Annotated in this window: 14 protein-coding genes; 5 read left to right on the top strand and 9 right to left on the bottom strand. The window is 63.5% G+C overall.

The features are described from left to right. Window positions 1–3: 3 nt before the first annotated feature. A complete protein-coding gene (locus AAF563_05575; GenBank protein ID MEM7120726.1) occupies window positions 4–783 on the top strand; it encodes a creatininase in 780 nt (259 codons plus the stop codon). Window positions 784–789: 6 nt separating this feature from the next. Here the strand turns inward: AAF563_05575 and recJ are convergent, their stop codons facing one another. Genes recJ through AAF563_05555 form a run of 4 tightly spaced genes read right to left on the bottom strand, consistent with a single transcriptional unit; the run spans window position 790 to window position 6,470 of the window. Then, window positions 790–2,562: a single-stranded-DNA-specific exonuclease RecJ gene (gene recJ, locus AAF563_05570; protein ID MEM7120725.1), complete on the bottom strand. Its 1,773-nt coding sequence runs from the start codon at window positions 2,560–2,562 to the stop codon at window positions 790–792. A gap of 5 nt (window positions 2,563–2,567) precedes the next feature. Next, window positions 2,568–3,542, bottom strand: coding sequence for a class II fructose-bisphosphatase (gene glpX, locus AAF563_05565; GenBank protein ID MEM7120724.1), 975 nt, complete (start codon window positions 3,540–3,542; stop codon window positions 2,568–2,570). 34 nt (window positions 3,543–3,576) lie between these two features. After that, window positions 3,577–4,866, bottom strand: coding sequence for a homoserine dehydrogenase (locus AAF563_05560; protein ID MEM7120723.1), 1,290 nt, complete (start codon window positions 4,864–4,866; stop codon window positions 3,577–3,579). Then, window positions 4,866–6,470, bottom strand: a complete 1,605-nt coding sequence (locus AAF563_05555) for an OmpA family protein (protein ID MEM7120722.1) — start codon at window positions 6,468–6,470, stop codon at window positions 4,866–4,868. Before AAF563_05555 ends, AAF563_05560 begins: the two co-directional genes overlap by 1 nt. A gap of 215 nt (window positions 6,471–6,685) precedes the next feature. Here AAF563_05555 and phaC point away from each other — a divergent pair, with 215 nt between their 5' ends. Next, entirely contained in the window at window positions 6,686–8,479 is a 1,794-nt protein-coding gene (gene phaC, locus AAF563_05550; GenBank protein MEM7120721.1) for a class I poly(R)-hydroxyalkanoic acid synthase, read from the top strand. A gap of 56 nt (window positions 8,480–8,535) precedes the next feature. After that, entirely contained in the window at window positions 8,536–9,141 is a 606-nt protein-coding gene (locus AAF563_05545) for a LysE family translocator (protein ID MEM7120720.1), read from the top strand. 5 nt (window positions 9,142–9,146) lie between these two features. Here the strand turns inward: AAF563_05545 and AAF563_05540 are convergent, their stop codons facing one another. From AAF563_05540 to AAF563_05520, 5 genes are all read right to left on the bottom strand, one after another. After that, the gene (locus tag AAF563_05540) at window positions 9,147–9,683 is read right to left on the bottom strand and encodes a gamma carbonic anhydrase family protein (GenBank protein MEM7120719.1); all 537 of its coding nucleotides are present in this window, start codon (window positions 9,681–9,683) and stop codon (window positions 9,147–9,149) included. A gap of 2 nt (window positions 9,684–9,685) precedes the next feature. Then, complete coding sequence (gene argC / locus AAF563_05535; protein MEM7120718.1) at window positions 9,686–10,735, bottom strand: N-acetyl-gamma-glutamyl-phosphate reductase; 1,050 nt, start codon at window positions 10,733–10,735, stop codon at window positions 9,686–9,688. A 54-nt stretch (window positions 10,736–10,789) separates the two neighbouring features. Continuing rightward, on the bottom strand, window positions 10,790–11,791 hold the full coding sequence (locus AAF563_05530) for a 2OG-Fe(II) oxygenase family protein (protein ID MEM7120717.1): 1,002 nt from the start codon (window positions 11,789–11,791) through the stop codon (window positions 10,790–10,792). Next, the gene (locus AAF563_05525) at window positions 11,784–12,374 is read right to left on the bottom strand and encodes a peroxidase-related enzyme (GenBank protein MEM7120716.1); all 591 of its coding nucleotides are present in this window, start codon (window positions 12,372–12,374) and stop codon (window positions 11,784–11,786) included. The genes AAF563_05530 and AAF563_05525 overlap by 8 nt, the downstream gene beginning before the upstream one ends. Before the next feature lie 110 nt (window positions 12,375–12,484). Further along, window positions 12,485–13,408 (bottom strand): LysR substrate-binding domain-containing protein, encoded by a 924-nt coding sequence (locus AAF563_05520; GenBank protein ID MEM7120715.1) that lies wholly within the window; start codon window positions 13,406–13,408, stop codon window positions 12,485–12,487. 368 nt (window positions 13,409–13,776) lie between these two features. Between AAF563_05520 and katG the strand changes: the two genes are divergently transcribed. Next, window positions 13,777–15,948 (top strand): catalase/peroxidase HPI, encoded by a 2,172-nt coding sequence (katG, locus tag AAF563_05515; GenBank protein MEM7120714.1) that lies wholly within the window; start codon window positions 13,777–13,779, stop codon window positions 15,946–15,948. Between the two features lie 235 nt (window positions 15,949–16,183). After that, on the top strand, window positions 16,184–16,591 hold the full coding sequence (locus AAF563_05510) for a Fur family transcriptional regulator (GenBank protein MEM7120713.1): 408 nt from the start codon (window positions 16,184–16,186) through the stop codon (window positions 16,589–16,591). The last annotated feature ends 10 nt before the right edge of the window (window positions 16,592–16,601 follow it).

Here is a 16,601-nt window from a genome sequence, read left to right as displayed (position 1 = left end):
ATCATGTCCCAGCATCACATTCCCCAGATGACATGGCAGGAAGTCGGTGAGCGTTTCGAGGCTGGCGCCATCGTGCTGTTGCCGATCGGCGCCAATGAAGGCCACGGCAGACACCTGCCCCTGGCGACCGACACCATCATCGCGGTCCACACCTGCGAGCTCGTCGCCGAGCGAGTCGATGCCGTCATCGCGCCGGCGATTCACTGGGGCTACAAGTCGCAGATGCGCACCGGCGGCGGCCACCATCGCACTGGCAATATCGGCCTGACTGGCAACACGCTCTCGGCCGTCGCGGCCGAGGTGCTGGTCGACCTGATGGAAAAGGGCGTGCGGCGCGTGGCGCTGATCAACGGCCACTTCGAGAACACCTGGTTCGTCACCGAGGCCTGCCACCGCGCGATTGGCGAGGCCGGCCTGCCGGAAGGCGAGATGCGCATGCTGAGCACGGCATGGTGGGAAATGGCCGATGAGGATGTCCTGAAGGCATGTTTCGAGCGGCCGCCAGGCACAATTGAGTACGAACATGCCGCGCTCCTAGAAACCTCGATCATGCTGTCGGCAAGTCCCGATCTCGTCCATATGGACCGCCTGCCCCAGCACGAATTTCCGGCATTTCCACCCTATGACATCTTCCCGCCCGACATGAGCTGGGCGAACGAAACCGGCGTGCTGGCACCGACCGATGGTTCCAACGCGGAGTCCGGCGCGAAGCTGATGACCATCGTCGCCGATCGCATCGCCGAAGCAGTCATCAAGGAACTGGGCGCCATTCGGCGGGTGTAGCCAACCTCAGGACCTGGCGGGCGCGACGTCCTCGACGACCAGCTGCGCACCTTCCCGGCCCTGCCAGCGGTCGGCCCGCAAGTGACCGGCAACGTGCAGCGGCGCACCACCCGCATTCATCAATGTCTGACCCAGCGGCGACCCCGCGGCGCGGAAGGCAATTGCTTTCAACCGCGCACCGTCGCCGCCGCCGAGAATGCAGCGTACGTGGTCGGTCCCCACGACATCGGCCCGCACGACCGTCGCGTCGGCGACGACAAAGCGCGGCTCGGCGTTACCGACGCCGAACGGACCAACGCGTTCGACTGTCTTGACCAACTCCGGTGTCGCCGCGGCGGCGCTCAACGCACCGTCGATGCCCATGTCCGGCACCGCAGCTACATTGGCACCCGCGTCCGCCAAGTGTGACTGCAAGAAGGCCGTGACATCGCCGAGCTTGTCGGCACCAACCGTAATGCCGGCCGCCATGGGATGGCCGCCGCCGTTGATCAACAAACCGGCCCGACGCGCCGCCGTGACCGCCGCACCCAAGTCGACGCCGGCCACCGAGCGGCCCGACCCCTTGCCGACGCCGTCAGACACCGATACGACGACGAACGGGCGATGAAAGCGGTCGACGAGACGGCTCGCGACAATGCCGATAACGCCGGGATGCCAGTCTTCGGACGCAACGACGACCAAACTGGGGTCCGACGCCATGGCGGCTTCGGCCTGATCCAACGCATCGTTCAGGGCGGCCTTTTCAAGCGAGCGACGCTCGGTGTTGAAATCATCGAGGCGCATGGCGATGCCGACCGCCTCGTCGGCGTCCTCCGTGCTCAACAGTCGCGCGCCGAGATCAGGCTGGCCGACGCGTCCTCCTGCGTTGATCCGTGGCCCCAGCACGAAACCAGCATGGTACGCGCCCGGTGTTTCGCTGATGCCGGCGATCTCCGCCAGTGCGTTCAGGCCCGTGTTGCCGCGCCGGCTCAGAACCTTCAATCCCTGGGCGACGAAGGCGCGGTTAAGACCCGACAGCGGCACGGCGTCACACACCGTACCCAGCGCGACGAGATCGAGCCAAGCCATCAGGTCGGGTTCGGGCCGATCCTTGAACCAGCCGCGCTGGCGCAGCACCCGGTTAAGCGCCACCACGGTCATGAAGGTCACACCGACCGCGGCAAGCTGCCCAAGGCCGCTGCTGTCATCCAAACGGTTGGGATTGACGACGGCGTGGGCACGCGGCAGGTCTGCCTCGGCCATGTGATGATCCAGAACGACAACGTCGATGCCGGCCTCCGCCGCAAGGCGCAACGGTTCATGCGCGGCAATGCCGCAGTCGACGGTGACGACAACGCCTGCACCTCGATCACGCAAGCTGACCAGCGCCGGTGCGTTTGGGCCGTACCCCTCCTTGATGCGGTCGGGAATGTGGACGGCGATCGCGCCGCCGATTGCCCGCACGTAACGTGACAACAATGCCGACGACGTCGCGCCGTCGACGTCGTAGTCACCGAACACGCCGATCGTCTGTTGGGACTCGATCGCGTCGGCAAGGCGCGTCGCCGCGCCTTCCATATCGGTAAGCGAGAGAGGATCCGGCAATGCCGATCGCAAAGTTGGATTGAGGAATGCCTCGACACCGTCGAGATCAACGCCACGCGCGGCAAGCACGCGGGCCACGACATCAGGAAGATCAAGACGCTGGGAAAGCGCCAAGGCCAGGGCCTCGTCTTTAAGGCGCGGCCGCCAACGGCGTCCGGTTACGGACCGGTCAACACCCAAGACCGCGTCCGTCATGACGCCTAGCTGCCGGTCAGATAGGTCTTGCGCGCCAGATTGTGGTCGGCCGAGACCTTACGCACAGTGCCGCTGCGCGAGCGCATGACGATCGACTCCGTCTGCACCTGATCGCCATGGTGATGCACGCCGCGCAGCATCCAGCCATCGGTAACACCGGTCGCCGAAAAGAAGATATCGCCGTGCGCAAGCTCACCGATGCTGTAGGTCTTGGCCAGATCGGTGATGCCCATCTTGCCGGCGCGGAGCTTTTCATCGTCGTTGCGGAAGTGCAGCTTGCCCTGGAACTGGCCGCCGATGCACTGCAGCGCGGCCGCCGCCAGCACACCTTCGGGTGCGCCGCCGATGCCCATATAGATGTCAATGCCTGTCTCTGGCCGCGTGGTGGCGATGACGCCAGCGACGTCACCATCCTGGATCAAGCGAATACGCGCCCCGGAATCGCGTACGGCGGCGATCAGGTCCGCATGACGCGGACGGTTGAGGATCAACACAACGAGATCCTCGACCTTTTTGCCTTTGGCATCGGCAAGGCGGTGCAGATTGGCCTTGGGCTTGTCGTTGAGATCGATGACGCCGTCCGGCAGGCCGCCGCCAACAGCGATCTTGTCCATGTAGGTGTCCGGCGCGTTCAAGAAACCGCCATCCTCGGCAAACGCCAGGACGGCAAGGGAGTTGGCGCCGCCGGTGGCGCAAATGGTTGTGCCTTCCAGGGGGTCAAGCGCTATATCGACCTTCGGCCCCTTCCCGGTGCCGACCTTCTCGCCGATATAGAGCATCGGCGCCTCGTCGCGCTCGCCTTCGCCGATCACCACCGTGCCTTCGATATCCAAACCGTTCAGCCATGTGCGCATGGCGTCGACGGCAACCTGATCGGCGGCCTTTTCGTCACCGCGCCCCATCAACGATGCCGCCGCGACCGCGGCCGCTTCGGTGACTCGAACGGCTTCCAGTGCCAGATCCCGACCCAGCTCCGTCATGGCTCCTCCTGTTTTCGCTCCCCCGCAGTCTACGCTACAGGTTCTCAATTCTGATCATGCGCGGTTCTTCGATCATGACATCCAGCGCAGCGATCCGCTTCAGCGCTTCCATCATGGCGGCTTCTTCGGTGTCGTGCGTGGTCAACACGACGGGCACCCTTTCCCCGGGGTCGCGGCCGCGCTGCAGCAGGCTCTCAAGCGAGATCGCGTGATCGCGAAGGATGGCTGAGATGTCGGCGATAACGCCGGGCTGGTCGACCACGTGCAGGCAAATGTAGTAGCAGCCAAATCGCCGGTCCATGGGGGCGCCGGGCTGGTCTTCCAGATCGCCCGCAGGCATGTTGAACAGCGGCAAACGTAGGCCACGCGCGATATCGATGATGTCCGCCGCCACCGCCGACGCGGTAGGCCCGCCACCCGCGCCCCGCCCGACATAGGTCGTGACATCGGCCTGATCGCTCTCCACCTCCACGGCGTTGAAGACACCGTTGACGTGGGCGATGTTGGCGTTGAGCGGCACCATGCAGGGGTGGACCCGCTGGGCAATGCCGTGTTCCGTCTCCTCGGCGATGCCTAAGAGCTTGACGTCAAAACCGAGTTCGGCGGCAAACGCAATATCCTCAGGCGTCACCTGTTGGATGCCCTCGACATGGACGCCGGCGAAATCCACCGGCCGGCCGAAGGCCAGACTGGTCAGAATGGCAAGTTTGTGGGCGGCATCGCCGCCGCCGATATCCAAGGTCGGATCGGCTTCGGCATAACCAAGATCCTGGGCCTCGGCCAGCACGTCGGCAAACGGCGCGCCATGCTGGCCCATCTGGGTCAGGATGTAGTTCGACGTGCCGTTCAGGATGCCGTAGAGACGTTTGATCCGGTTGCCGGCCAATCCTTCGCGCAAGGCCTTCACGATCGGGATGCCGCCGGCGACGGCGGCCTCGTAACCGACATGCACGCCATTGGCATCGGCGAGCCGTGCGATCTCGGTACCATGGACGGCGAGCAGCGCCTTGTTCGCGGTCACCACATGCTTGCCGGCGCCAACCGCGGCGCGCACCAGATCGAGCGCGACGCCGTCTTCGCCGCCGATCAACTCGACGACGACATCGACATCGTCGCGACCTGCCAAGTCGCGGGCGTCATCGGTCCAGGCGATACCGCCGAGGTCGACGCCACGGTCGCGCGATTTGTCCCGGGCGGAGACGGCACTGACCTCCAGCACGCTTCCAGCGCGCTGTTCGATGGTCGCCTTGTTGTCGCGCAACAGAGCCAGCAAGCCACAACCGACCGTGCCCAAGCCGGCAATTCCCAGACGCAACGTTGCCATTAGTTCGTAAAGTAGACGTCGACGCGCCGCTGCTGGGCCTCGTCGATTTGGCCCTGGGCCAGGTGAGCAGAAGCCTGATCGCCCTGGGCATCGACGACGATGTCGCGGCTGGGGACACCCTGGCGGACGAGTTCGTCGGCGACGGCGGTTGCGCGGTCGACCGAGATCTTGAAATTGACCAGCGCCTCGTCGGTCGCGTTCTTGTTGCCGGGATCATGGCTGGCATAGCCGACAAGGCGGATCTTCCCGCCACGTTCGCGGTAGATGGCGGCAAGTTGCCCGATGATCTCGCGGTCCCTGTTGTCCAGCGCTGTCGATCCAAGGTTGAAACGGATGATCGCGGCCAACGTCTCAAAGCCATTGGCGGTGATGGTTGGCGGTGGCGCATCGGAGAAGCTTGCGGTTACCGTGGCCGCCCCGGAACCGGCCGACACCGCATCGGCACCGGACTCCGAAAACAGCGTGTCAAATGTCTGCTGTACCCCGCCCGCGGGGCTGTCGGATACGGTGACCTCGCGTTCGACGACTTCTTCGGACGACGATGGCGAAGACACCGGTTCGTCAACCGCAGCCACCGCCGGCGCCGCCGCGACAATGACCTCTTCAGCAACGGTATCGTCGACAACAACCGTCTCCGCCTCCATTGAACCCGAGATGGAGGGTGTCGGCGCCGGCGCCACAGCGACTTCCGTGGCCACCGTTCGGCCGACCACCTGCGGCGGCAGCGCGTCATCTGGCGAGCCCTCGGGTATCTGGATCTTCGGTTCACCGGGTTCGACAACCGTCTCGCTCACGACCGTCTCGTCGGACACACCATCGATGCCGGCAGTCTCGGCAACAACCGTTTCCTCGACCACGGCAGCGGAGGATGTGGGCGCCGTCTCGGTCACGGTAGCGCTACCGATCACGGCCTCGTCGATATCATCGTCCGGCATGGCGTAGGCATCTGCGTTGTCGCCGTCGCGTTCGGACTGCGCGACCAGAGACGGGCTTGTCCGGTCGGCCTCATCTTCAACTGCCTGCGCAACAACGGTCTCTTCGGTCATCACGTCGTCGGACACGGTTTCTTCGACAACGGTTTCTTCGACAATGGCCTCCTCAACAGCCGTCTCCTCGACGACGGCCTCGGCGACAACCGTCCGCTCGACCACGACCTCCTCGGCGACGAGTTCGCCCGAGTCCGTTGTGACGGTCTCGACCTCCTGGACCTCGACCTCTTCGACCACGGTCACGGTCTCGACTGTCTCGGTCGCTTCAGCGTCTGTCTCGCCATCCAAATCAAAGAAGCCGAAGAGGTCGTTATCTTCCTCGACCTCTTCCTCGATGACTTCCGGTTCGGGAACCGGAACAGGCTCGAACTCGACCTCGTCCTCGGCACGCTGGTAGTTGCCGCTGCTGTGCTGGGCATTCTGCAGATCCGACGTCAGCGACTGCTCAACCTGCTCGATATCCTCAAGCGTGGAGACGTTTTCCGGTGGCTCGGGCACCGAGCCGAGCGACGGGAAGTCCTCGTCGGCACCGGGAACCTCACCCTCCACCTCCGGCTCGTCCGACCAGTCGGTGATGTCGTAGTCGTCCGGCCAATCCGCACATGCCGCGAGCACGACGCAGGCCGCCACAACCCCTAGGGGCCGGGCAACAGCCAAGCGCCAATGCCGCCAGCCAATCCGATCTTTTGCACTGCAATCTGACATGGAATCCGTATATGTTCCGCGCCAACGCGAGGGCCAATACCTTAACCATTTTGCCCCCCACGACAACCGGGAACCGCCCTATAAGGGTGCCCGATTTGCCGGTGGCGGCAGCGAAAGACAGATTGATGAGCAAGCAAACCACCGAAGACAGCGCCGGGCCGGACTTCGACCCCAAAGAGTGGGCCAAGATCGTCGAGCAGAGCCAGCGGGTCATGCAGGAATACATGAACCGTCAGGCGAACGACTCCGGCGCTTTCGACGATGCCATGCGGATCGGCCAGACGTTCATGGAGGCGACCGCCCGGCTGATGAGCGATCCCGCCCGTCTGTTCGAAGCCCAGGCCAACCTGTGGCAGAGCTATATGGACCTGTGGCAGACGACCGCCCGGCGCATGGCCGGCGAGGAGGTCGAGCCCGTGGTCGCCCCGGCCAAGGACGATCGGCGCTTCCGCGACGAGAACTGGAGCGACAACGCGGTCTTCGACTACCTCAAGCAGTCCTATCTGCTGACGTCGAACTGGCTGACCTCGACCCTCTCCGACGTCGAGGGCCTGGACAAGAAGACCCAGCACAAGCTCGATTTCTACACCAAGCTGATCGCCGACGCGGCGTCACCCACGAACTTTGTCATGACCAACCCTGAGGTCCTGCGCGCGACCTACGAAAGCAACGGCGAGAACCTGGTCAAGGGCCTGAAGAACCTGTTGGACGATTTCGAGCGGGGTAACGGACAGCTCGCTATCCGCATGGTCGATGAAAAGGCGTTCAAGGTTGGCGACAATCTGGCGGTGACGCCCGGCAAGGTCGTCTTCCAGAACGACCTGATGCAGCTCATCCAGTACACGCCGACCACGGAGACCGTGCACAAGACGCCCTTGCTGATCATTCCGCCGTGGATCAACAAGTTCTATATCCTCGACCTGAAACCCGAAAACTCGTTCATTCGCTGGTCCGTGGAACAGGGCTTCACGGTCTTTGTCATCTCATGGGTCAACCCCGACGCCAAGCTCGCCAAGAAGACCTTCGACGACTATCTGGTCGAAGGTCCGCTCGCGGCCATCGACGCGGTCAAGAAGGCGACCGGCGAGGCCCAGATCAACGCGCTTGGCTACTGCATCGGCGGCACGCTTCTGGCCTGCACCATGGCCTATCTGGCCAAGCAGAAGAAGAAGTCGCCCGTGGCCTCGGCGACCTATCTGACAACGCTGGTCGATTTCGAGCAGGTCGGTGATGTCGGCGTGTTCGTCGATGAGGAGCAGGTTGAGGGCCTTGAGAAGCTGATGGCCAAGCGCGGCTATCTCGAGGGGTCCGAAATGGCGGCGACCTTCAACACGTTGCGCGCGAACGACCTCATCTGGTCGTTCGTGATCAACAATTACATGTTGGGCAAGGAGCCTTTCCCGTTCGACATTCTGTTCTGGAACGGGGATTCGACGCGCATGCCGGCGGCCATGCACAGCTTCTATCTGCGCAAGCTCTACCTGGCGAATGCGCTCTCGCAAGGTGAGCTCGTCCTGCTCGACACGACGCTCGATCTGGGCCGCATCAAACAGCCGTCCTATATCCTCTCGACGATCGACGACCACATCGCGCCATGGGTGTCGACCTATAAGGCAACGCAGCTCTATGGCGGCAACACCACCTTCACCCTCGCCATGTCCGGCCATGTAGCCGGCGTCGTCAATCCGCCGGTGAAGGAAAAGTACGGTTATTGGACCAATGCAGACCTGAAGCCGAGCCCGCAGGCGTGGTTGGATGGCGCCGAACAACACGGCGGTTCCTGGTGGCCCGATTGGGCCAAATGGCTTGCCAAGCAGTCCGGCGAACAGGTCCCCGCCCGCGTGCCCGGCGACGGCAAACTCAAGGCCATCGAGGATGCGCCGGGCTCCTACGTCAAGGTCGACCTGCGCCAGGATTGAACCCATTCAATAGAGCACGCGCAACCGGCATCGGCCCCGGTTAAGCTGGGTCGGTCATGGATCTCGTGCTCTTCACCAGCCTGCTCAGTCTGGCCTTTGTCGGGGCGGTCACGCCCGGCCCCAACAACCTGATGATCATGTCATCGAGCGCGGCGTTCGGCTGGCGCCGCAGCTTGCAGCACCTGTGGGGTATTGCGATCGGGTTCGCGTTCATGAACGCGGCGGTCACGCTGGGGCTCGGTCAGATTGTCGAACGGGTTCCGGAACTCCTTATCGCGGTCAAGATCGCCGGCGCCGCCTGGCTGTTATGGCTGGCCTATCAGTTCGTGCGGCCGAAATCGGCCACAGGAGACGGCCGGCCGACACGCGGGCGCCCGCTCCGCTTCCACGAGGCCGCACTTTTCCAATGGGTCAATCCGAAGGGGTGGACGTTCGCGCTGGCCGTGGCCAGCGGTTATGTCGGCCTGTTGCCGTCCCACTGGTGGCGCGCCGGCGTCGTCGCGCTCGTCTTCGTGTTCATGACGCTGCTATGCGCGGGCCTATGGATGCTGGCGGGCGAGGCCCTGCATCGCTATCTCAAGGGACCGCAGGCAAGTCGCATCTTCAGCCTGATCATGGCCGGCGTCATCGCCGCAACGGCAGTGGTGATCCTGCTGTCGTAGCAGGTTCAGCCGAGCTCTTGGATCGTCTCGCGATAGATTTTCGCGTGGTTCACGTAGCGGTCGATTGTCGCCTGGAACCCGGCGACCTCCTCATCCGAAAGATCGCGCATTTTCTTTGCCGGACTGCCCGCCCACAGCTCGCCGGACGGCACGCGTTTGCCCGGCGTGACCAAGGCGCCGGCGGCGACCATGGCGCCGGTTTCGACGACCGCGTCGTCCATTACCGTCGCGCGCATGCCGATGAAGCAGCGGTCTTCCAGCGTGCAGGCGTGGATCAGGCAGTGGTGGCCGATGGTGACCTCATCGCCGATCACCGTCGGCGAGCCGCGTCCGCTGACATGGACGACGGTCGCGTCCTGGATGTTGGTGCGCGCGCCGATTGTGATCGAATTGACGTCGCCGCGCAGGACCGAACTGGGAAAGACGCCGGTCAGCGAGCCGATCGTGACCTCGCCGGCGACAAAGACGCCAGGCGCGACGAACGCGTCGTCGGCGATCTGCGGCCAGGCGCCGTGATGGGGCAGGATGGTCGGGCCCGGCACACTCACGGAAACATGGGCGCGGCGGACAAACCGTCGGTTTCCTCGAAACCGGCCATGACATTCATGTTCTGCAGCGCCTGGCCCGAAGCGCCCTTGACCAGATTGTCGAGGGCAGAGACCAGGATCGCGCGTCCCGGCAGGCGGTCGGCGAACACCCCCATCAGGCAGAGGTTCGAACCGCGCACATGGCGCGTCGCCGGCGCCTGCCCCTGTGGCACCAGCTTGACGAACGGTTCGCCTTCGTAGCGCCTCGCGATCGCCGCGCGCAGGTCGTCGGCCGTGTGGCCGTTCTTCAAACGCACATAGCTCGTCGCCAGGATACCCCGGTTCATCGGCATCAGGTGCGGGGTAAAGCTGACCGCAATTGGCTCGCCCGCTGCCACCGACAGTTCCTGCTCGATCTCCGGGACATGCCGGTGGGTCGCGATGCCATAGGCATGAATGCCTTCGGAAACCTCCGTGTGCAGATTGGCTTCCTTAGGCGAACGGCCGGCGCCGGTCACGCCCGACTTGGCGTCGATGATAATGTCGCCGTGTTCGATCAGATCGTTTTCCAGAAGCGGCACCAGCGGCAATTCCGCCGCCGTCGTGTAGCAGCCGGGATTGGCGACCAGCCGAGCCTGACGCACCTTGTCACGATGAATCTCGGTGAGGCCGTAGACCGCCTCCTTCTGCAGGTCGATTGCGCGGTGCTTGCCGCCATAGACCTTTTCGTAGAGTGCGGTGTCGGTAAGCCTGAAATCGGCGGAGAGATCGACGACCTTCACGTGCTCCGGCAAGCCGGCGATGGTCTCCTGGGTCGTGCCGTGGGGCAGACAGCAAAAGACGGCGTCGACCTCGTCCCACGCGACGTCGTCGATGGTGACGAGATCCGGCAGATCGAGATGATGCAGGTGCGGGTAAACCTCGCCCATGGTCTCGCCGGCACGGCGGTCGGCGGTGAGCGCCACGATACGCAGATCCGGATGGCTGACCGCCAGGCGCAGCAGTTCGGCGCCCGTATAGCCACTTGCGCCCAAAATCGCGACATTCAGCTTACCGTTGGCCGACATGATGGTTCTCCTGCATTAGCGGCGCGGCTTCTAGCACAAGTGCCCGCCCGATGGCTAATCCGCCGATGCCCCGTCGCGGGAAGCGGCCTTGCGATAGGCGAAGGACTCGTCAAACCGTCCACGGATGTAATCACCGCACGTGACCGGCGGATAGTGGGCGTCCTCGCCTGGCCCGCGTACCGGATCGATCACCGTCTGGCTGTCGGGATCGACGGCCACGGCGATCGAAAAGCGCTCGCGCCCTGCCCGGTTGACCACCCGATGGCGTGTCGAGGCAAAGAGATCGTTGGTCCAGCGCTCCAGTAGATCGCCGACATTGACGACCAGGGTGCCGGGGATCGGATGGGCGGTCAGCCAGTCGCCGTCCCGTGCCAGGACCTCCAGGCCGCCGACATCGTCTTGGGCCAGGATTGTCATGCAGCCGTAGTCGGTGTGCGGCGCCACGCCGAACTGTGCGTCGTCGCGGGCCGCCTGGGTTGGATAGTGGATCAGGCTGGCGCGCGAGATCGGACGCTCGAACCCGCCGGTGAACGTATCCCTAGGCACGCCAAGCGCGGCGGCGAACGCGCCGAACATCAGGCGCGCGACATCATGGGCGCCGTCGAAATAGGCCATGAGCGCCTGACGCATATCGGGCATGGTGACCGGCCAGCGATTGACGCCGATCATCGCGCCCTCACCTGTAACGGCGGGATCGTCCACCGACAGGTCGAGCCCCCAGATATAGCTTTCCTTCAGGTCCGGCTGATCGTGTCCAGCCATCTTGGCTTCGCCGACCGGCAGCCAGCCACGATGGCGTTCGCTGACCCTGACCTCCCCTTTCACCGCATCAGGCTGGGCGAAGAACCGGCGCGAGCAGGCAAAGGCCGCGTCGACCACGTCTTGTCCCAGACCGTGGTTGCCGACATAGAAGAAGCCGGCCGTCGTTGCCGCGCGCAACAACCGCGCCCCGATGTCTTGATAAGCCGCATCACCGCCATCGGCATGCAACGGGCCGATGTCGATGACCGGAATGTCGTCGACCGCGATCTCGCGGGCATCGGCAAAGTCAGTCATCGCCCGGGCTTGCGCCGTAATAGCCGACCTGGTCGCCGTCGAGGCTGACACCCAGGCCGTTCAGCACCCGGTTTGAGTAGTTGAAGTAGGCGACGACCTGGTTCACTTCCAGGATCTCGCCATCGTCGCATCCGGTCTCGCGCAACGCGGCGATGTCTTCTTCTTCCATGACGCCGACCCATACGGTGAGCTTTTCTGCATAGCGCAACAGCGCGAGTTCCCTGCCGTCGAACTCCGCTTCCGGCGCGCGGCTCGTCAAGGCGGCGCGCACACGTTTCGCGCGTTCATCGTCACCGATCAGGCGCGCCGCGTTGGCAAAGTGATGTCTCAGGCTGTAGTTGCAGTTGTTGACGACGCTGACATAACTCGCGACGACTTCCAGGAACCACAGCGGCAGCACGGTCTGGGGGTGATGCAGGACGCTGCGATAAAGCGCTAGATGCCCCTCCATGGTGTGCGGCCGCAGCGAGTGAACGCGCATGACATTGTCGACGGTACCATGGGGCGTACGTGCGCTATCGAAAGCCTGAAGCAACGTCGTGTCCGCCTCTTCCTCGGCAATGATCTTGATCCAGGCGGCCATGGTGCACTCCGCTACACGTCAACTGCGCGTGATTATCGGCGATCCCGACACGATCACAAGTGGTGGTCGTCATCCATCCCCAGTTTAGCAGGCAAGACCGGTGCCTCGTCCTAGCGCCTCGAGGGATACACCGTGTTCGGCACGATACCGGCAACGATATCGGCCACTTTTTCGACCAACGCCATGCGCGGGTATCCCTTGCGGTAGGTCAGGCGCACGGTCCGCCCCGCTGTGCCACTTTTCTCGCGGCGCACGGCGATGCCGGCATCGGTAACCCAACCGCCGGAAAGGCTCATCGCCGGCACCAGCGTGATGCCGTCGCCGGAACCGACGAGTGAGAGAATGGTCGAGAGGCTGGTCTTCTGAGTCCTTGGACCGCCATTACCAACCGAATTGGAGCGATCCAGCTTACAGGCCTCGTAGATTTGATCGCGCAAGCAATGTCCGTCCGACAGAAGCAGCAGCTCATTCGGCTCAATCTGCTCAATGTCGACGGTCTCATCGTCGGTCAGTGGGTGATCGTTCGGCATCGCAACCCAGAACGGTTCGTCATACAAAACAATCTCCGACAGGACGGAATGGGTTGGGCTGGTTGCCAGGATCGCAACGTCCAGATCGCCGTTCACAAGCTGCTGCTCCAGATGATCGGTGAAGTCTTCGATCAGCTCCAGGCGAACATCGGGAAGATAGTACTTCATCGCCGGCAGCAGCAGCGGGGTCAGAAAAGGCCCGATGGTGAGCGGCATGCCAAGCGTGCACGAACCGACCAGCGGATCCTTATGCGCCGCCGCCGTCTGTTCCATGGCGTCCACGTTGCGCAGGATGTCGCGAGCCCGTTCGACTGTTCGCTCGCCGATCTCGGTCAGCCGGACATGACGTTTGGTGCGCTCGAAAAGCCTGACGCCAAGCCGCTCTTCGAGCTTGCGCAACTGGCCGCTCAAGGCCGGTTGGCTGGCGTGACAGCGCTCCGCCGCTCGCCCGAAATGAAGCTCCTCCGCAACGGCGACAAGGTATTCCAGGTCCCTGGTGTTCATGGCCCAAACAGTCAGTCTCGATGACGCGCAGCCTAGCGCTTCTGATCGGCAAAGACGATTAGTTTCATCTTTTTATTCTATTTCTCTTATGAAAAAGCCAGCCCTAGCCTAGTTTTGTGAGAAAGGAGCGAGGTAGCCATGACCCTTAGCCCCGACGAAACCGCGGCGAGCGACGCGCCAATGTCCGGCGGCCAGTGCTGTTGGCTCTTCAGGCCACAGGACGTGCCTTCGTCTACCGCAGTTACGATTTGGGCATTTGATCGCATGTCACCGGGGCGCGGTCTCCTCAACACAATCCTCACCCAAACATGTCATAGCAGGAGGCAAACATGGACGAGTCCGTAGGCGGCGCGGGCAAATGCCCGGTGATGGGCGGTGCCCACACGCAATTGATGACCGGTTCTTCGGCCAACCAGAAGTGGTGGCCGAACCAGTTGAACTTGAGGGTTCTGAACGAGAACTCGCCCCTGGTCGATCCGATGGGCGAGGACTTTGACTACGCGGTGGCCTTCAAGAGCCTCGACCTCGACGCCGTCGTGAAGGACCTGCACGCCCTGATGACGGACTCGCAGGCATGGTGGCCCGCCGACTACGGCCACTACGGCCCCTTCTTCATCCGCATGGCTTGGCACAGCGCGGGCACCTATCGGGTCTATGACGGTCGCGGCGGCGCCTCGACCGGAACCCAGCGCTTCGCGCCGCTGAACAGCTGGCCCGACAACGGCAATCTGGACAAGGCGCGACGCTTGCTGTGGCCGATCAAGCAGAAGTACGGCCACAGCCTCTCCTGGGCCGACCTGATGATCCTGGCCGGCAACGTCGCGCTGGACTCCATGGGCTTCAAGACATTCGGCTTTGGCGGCGGCCGCGCCGACGTGTGGGAGCCGGAAGAGGACATCTATTGGGGTCCCGAGACCGAGTGGCTGGGCGACGAGCGTTATAGCGGCGACCGTGAGCTCGCCAATCCACTCGGCGCCGTGCAGATGGGCCTGATCTACGTCAACCCGGAGGGCCCCAACGGCAATCCGGACCCCGTCGCGTCGGGCCGGGACATCCGGGAGACGTTCGGCCGCATGGCCATGAACGACGAGGAGACAGTCGCGCTGGTCGCCGGCGGCCACGCCTTCGGCAAGGCTCATGGCGCCGCCGATCCCGACAAGTATGTCGGCCGTGAGCCCGAGGGTGCCCCCCTTGAGGAACAGGGACTCGGCTGGGCCAACAGCTTCGGCACCGGCAGGGGCGACGATACGATCACCAGCGGCATCGAAGGCGCGTGGACCGAAACCCCGATCACGTGGGACAACAACTATCTTGAGGTCCTGTTCCGTTATGAATGGGTGCTGACCAAGAGCCCGGCTGGCGCCAACCAGTGGACGCCGAAGGATCCGTCCGCCCAGGACACCGTGCCGGATGCGCACGATCCGTCAAAGAAGCACGCGCCGATGATGACCACCGCCGACATGGCGCTGCGGTTCGACCCGATCTACGAGCCGATTTCCCGACGCTTCCTGGCCAACCCGGCAGAGCTCGACGATGCCTTTGCTAGAGCATGGTACAAGCTGACACACCGCGACATGGGTCCGATCAGCCGCTACTTGGGCAAACTGGTGCCCGACGAAGAGATGATCTGGCAGGACCCGGTACCGGCGGTCGACCACGACGTGATCGACGACCAGGACATCGCGGATCTGAAGGCCAAGCTTCTTGCCTCCGGCCTCTCCATCTCGCAACTGGTCACTACCGCTTGGGCATCGGCATCGACCTTCCGCGGTTCCGACAAGCGCGGCGGCGCCAATGGCGCGCGCATTCGCCTTGCCCCCATGAATGGCTGGGCCGTCAATCAGCCGGACGAATTGGCCAAGGTCCTGCCGGTTCTTGAGACCATCCAGGAAGCGTTCAACGGCGCGCAGTCCGGCAACAAGAAGGTGTCGCTCGCCGACCTCATCGTGCTCGGCGGCTCCGCGGCCATCGAGCAAGCCGCGAAGAACGCCGGCCACGACATAACGGTGCCCTTCGCGCCGGGCCGCACGGATGCCTCGCAAGAGCAGACCGAGGTCGACTCGATCGCCCATCTTGAGCCGAGGACCGATGGCTTCCGCAACTACCTCGGCAAGGCCAACGGCCGGTCGCCCGAGCAACGTCTTGTCGACCGGGCGCAACTGCTGACGCTGACCGCACCGGAGATGACGGTCCTGATCGGCGGAATGCGCGCCTTGAAGGCGAACCATGGTGGCAACGATCACGGCGTCTTGACGACACAGCCGGAGACGCTGACCAACGACTACTTCGTCAACCTGCTCGACATGGCGACGACATGGAAGAAGTCGGCCGATGACGAGAGAGTCTATGAAGGCCACGACGCCGCCACCGGTGACGTCAAGTGGACGGCGACCGCCGTCGACCTGGTCTTCGGATCGAACTCTCAGTTGAGGGCCGTCGCAGAAGTCTATGCGTGTGAAGACTCACAGCAGCAGTTCTTCAACGACTTTGTCGCCGCCTGGACCAAGGTCATGAACCTCGACCGCTTCGACCTCGCCTGATCGTCGACGCAATATTGATAACAGTGACGGCCTTCCCGTTTATCGGGAAGGCCGTCTCCTTTTGCGGGAAGCTGTTCCAGATCGGTGCGCCAGATTCAGCAGCGCGAACAAACCATGAGGGTCGGCTTCTTTGGTTCATCGACGTAATTGTAAGAACGATGCAACGTTATAACATTGCAGCCGTTGGGGCATCGCGTTAGTCTTGAACCAAGGGGCGGCCAAGAGGAGACTGGTCGTGGCAAAAGGCAAATCACGCCGCCGAACCCATGCAGATCGCGTGCTTGATCACTTGCGGCACCAAGACAAACCGCTATCCGCCTACCAGATCCTGGAAGCTCTCCGCAGCGAAGGTGTGACCGCGGCGACGACAGTGTACCGCGCGTTGGACCAACTTCTTGCTGCAGGGCGCGTCCACCGGATCGAATCGCTGAACGCGTGGACCGTGTGTTGCGATCCCAGACACACGGAGACCCCGGTGTTTGAGATCTGCGAGGATTGTGGCGCCGTGACCGAGCACGTCGACACGCGCCTCGCCGAGAACATTGCCGCCCTATCCAGCCACTCGGGCTTCAAACCTGAGCATTCCGTCATCGAAATCCGCGGCCGCTGCGGCGCATGCCGCCCAGACGCGTCAGCCAACTGAGGTACCCAAC

Source organism: Pseudomonadota bacterium (assembly GCA_039028155.1).
Taxonomy (GTDB): Bacteria; Pseudomonadota; Alphaproteobacteria; order SP197; family SP197; genus JANQGO01.
This window is presented reverse-complemented; position numbering and strand designations above follow the sequence as displayed.

Excerpts from the sequence above, each read along its gene's own strand:
- AAF563_05575 (MEM7120726.1), top strand. The coding sequence starts at position 4 with ATGTCCCAGCATCACATTCCCCAGATGACATGGCAGGAAGTCGGTGAG.
- recJ (MEM7120725.1), bottom strand. The coding sequence starts at position 2,562 with ATGACGGACGCGGTCTTGGGTGTTGACCGGTCCGTAACCGGACGCCGT.
- glpX (MEM7120724.1), bottom strand. The coding sequence starts at position 3,542 with ATGACGGAGCTGGGTCGGGATCTGGCACTGGAAGCCGTTCGAGTCACC.
- AAF563_05560 (MEM7120723.1), bottom strand. The coding sequence starts at position 4,866 with ATGGCAACGTTGCGTCTGGGAATTGCCGGCTTGGGCACGGTCGGTTGT.
- phaC (MEM7120721.1), top strand. The coding sequence starts at position 6,686 with ATGAGCAAGCAAACCACCGAAGACAGCGCCGGGCCGGACTTCGACCCC.
- AAF563_05545 (MEM7120720.1), top strand. The coding sequence starts at position 8,536 with ATGGATCTCGTGCTCTTCACCAGCCTGCTCAGTCTGGCCTTTGTCGGG.
- argC (MEM7120718.1), bottom strand. The coding sequence starts at position 10,735 with ATGTCGGCCAACGGTAAGCTGAATGTCGCGATTTTGGGCGCAAGTGGC.
- AAF563_05530 (MEM7120717.1), bottom strand. The coding sequence starts at position 11,791 with ATGACTGACTTTGCCGATGCCCGCGAGATCGCGGTCGACGACATTCCG.
- AAF563_05525 (MEM7120716.1), bottom strand. The coding sequence starts at position 12,374 with ATGGCCGCCTGGATCAAGATCATTGCCGAGGAAGAGGCGGACACGACG.
- AAF563_05520 (MEM7120715.1), bottom strand. The coding sequence starts at position 13,408 with ATGAACACCAGGGACCTGGAATACCTTGTCGCCGTTGCGGAGGAGCTT.
- katG (MEM7120714.1), top strand. The coding sequence starts at position 13,777 with ATGGGCGGTGCCCACACGCAATTGATGACCGGTTCTTCGGCCAACCAG.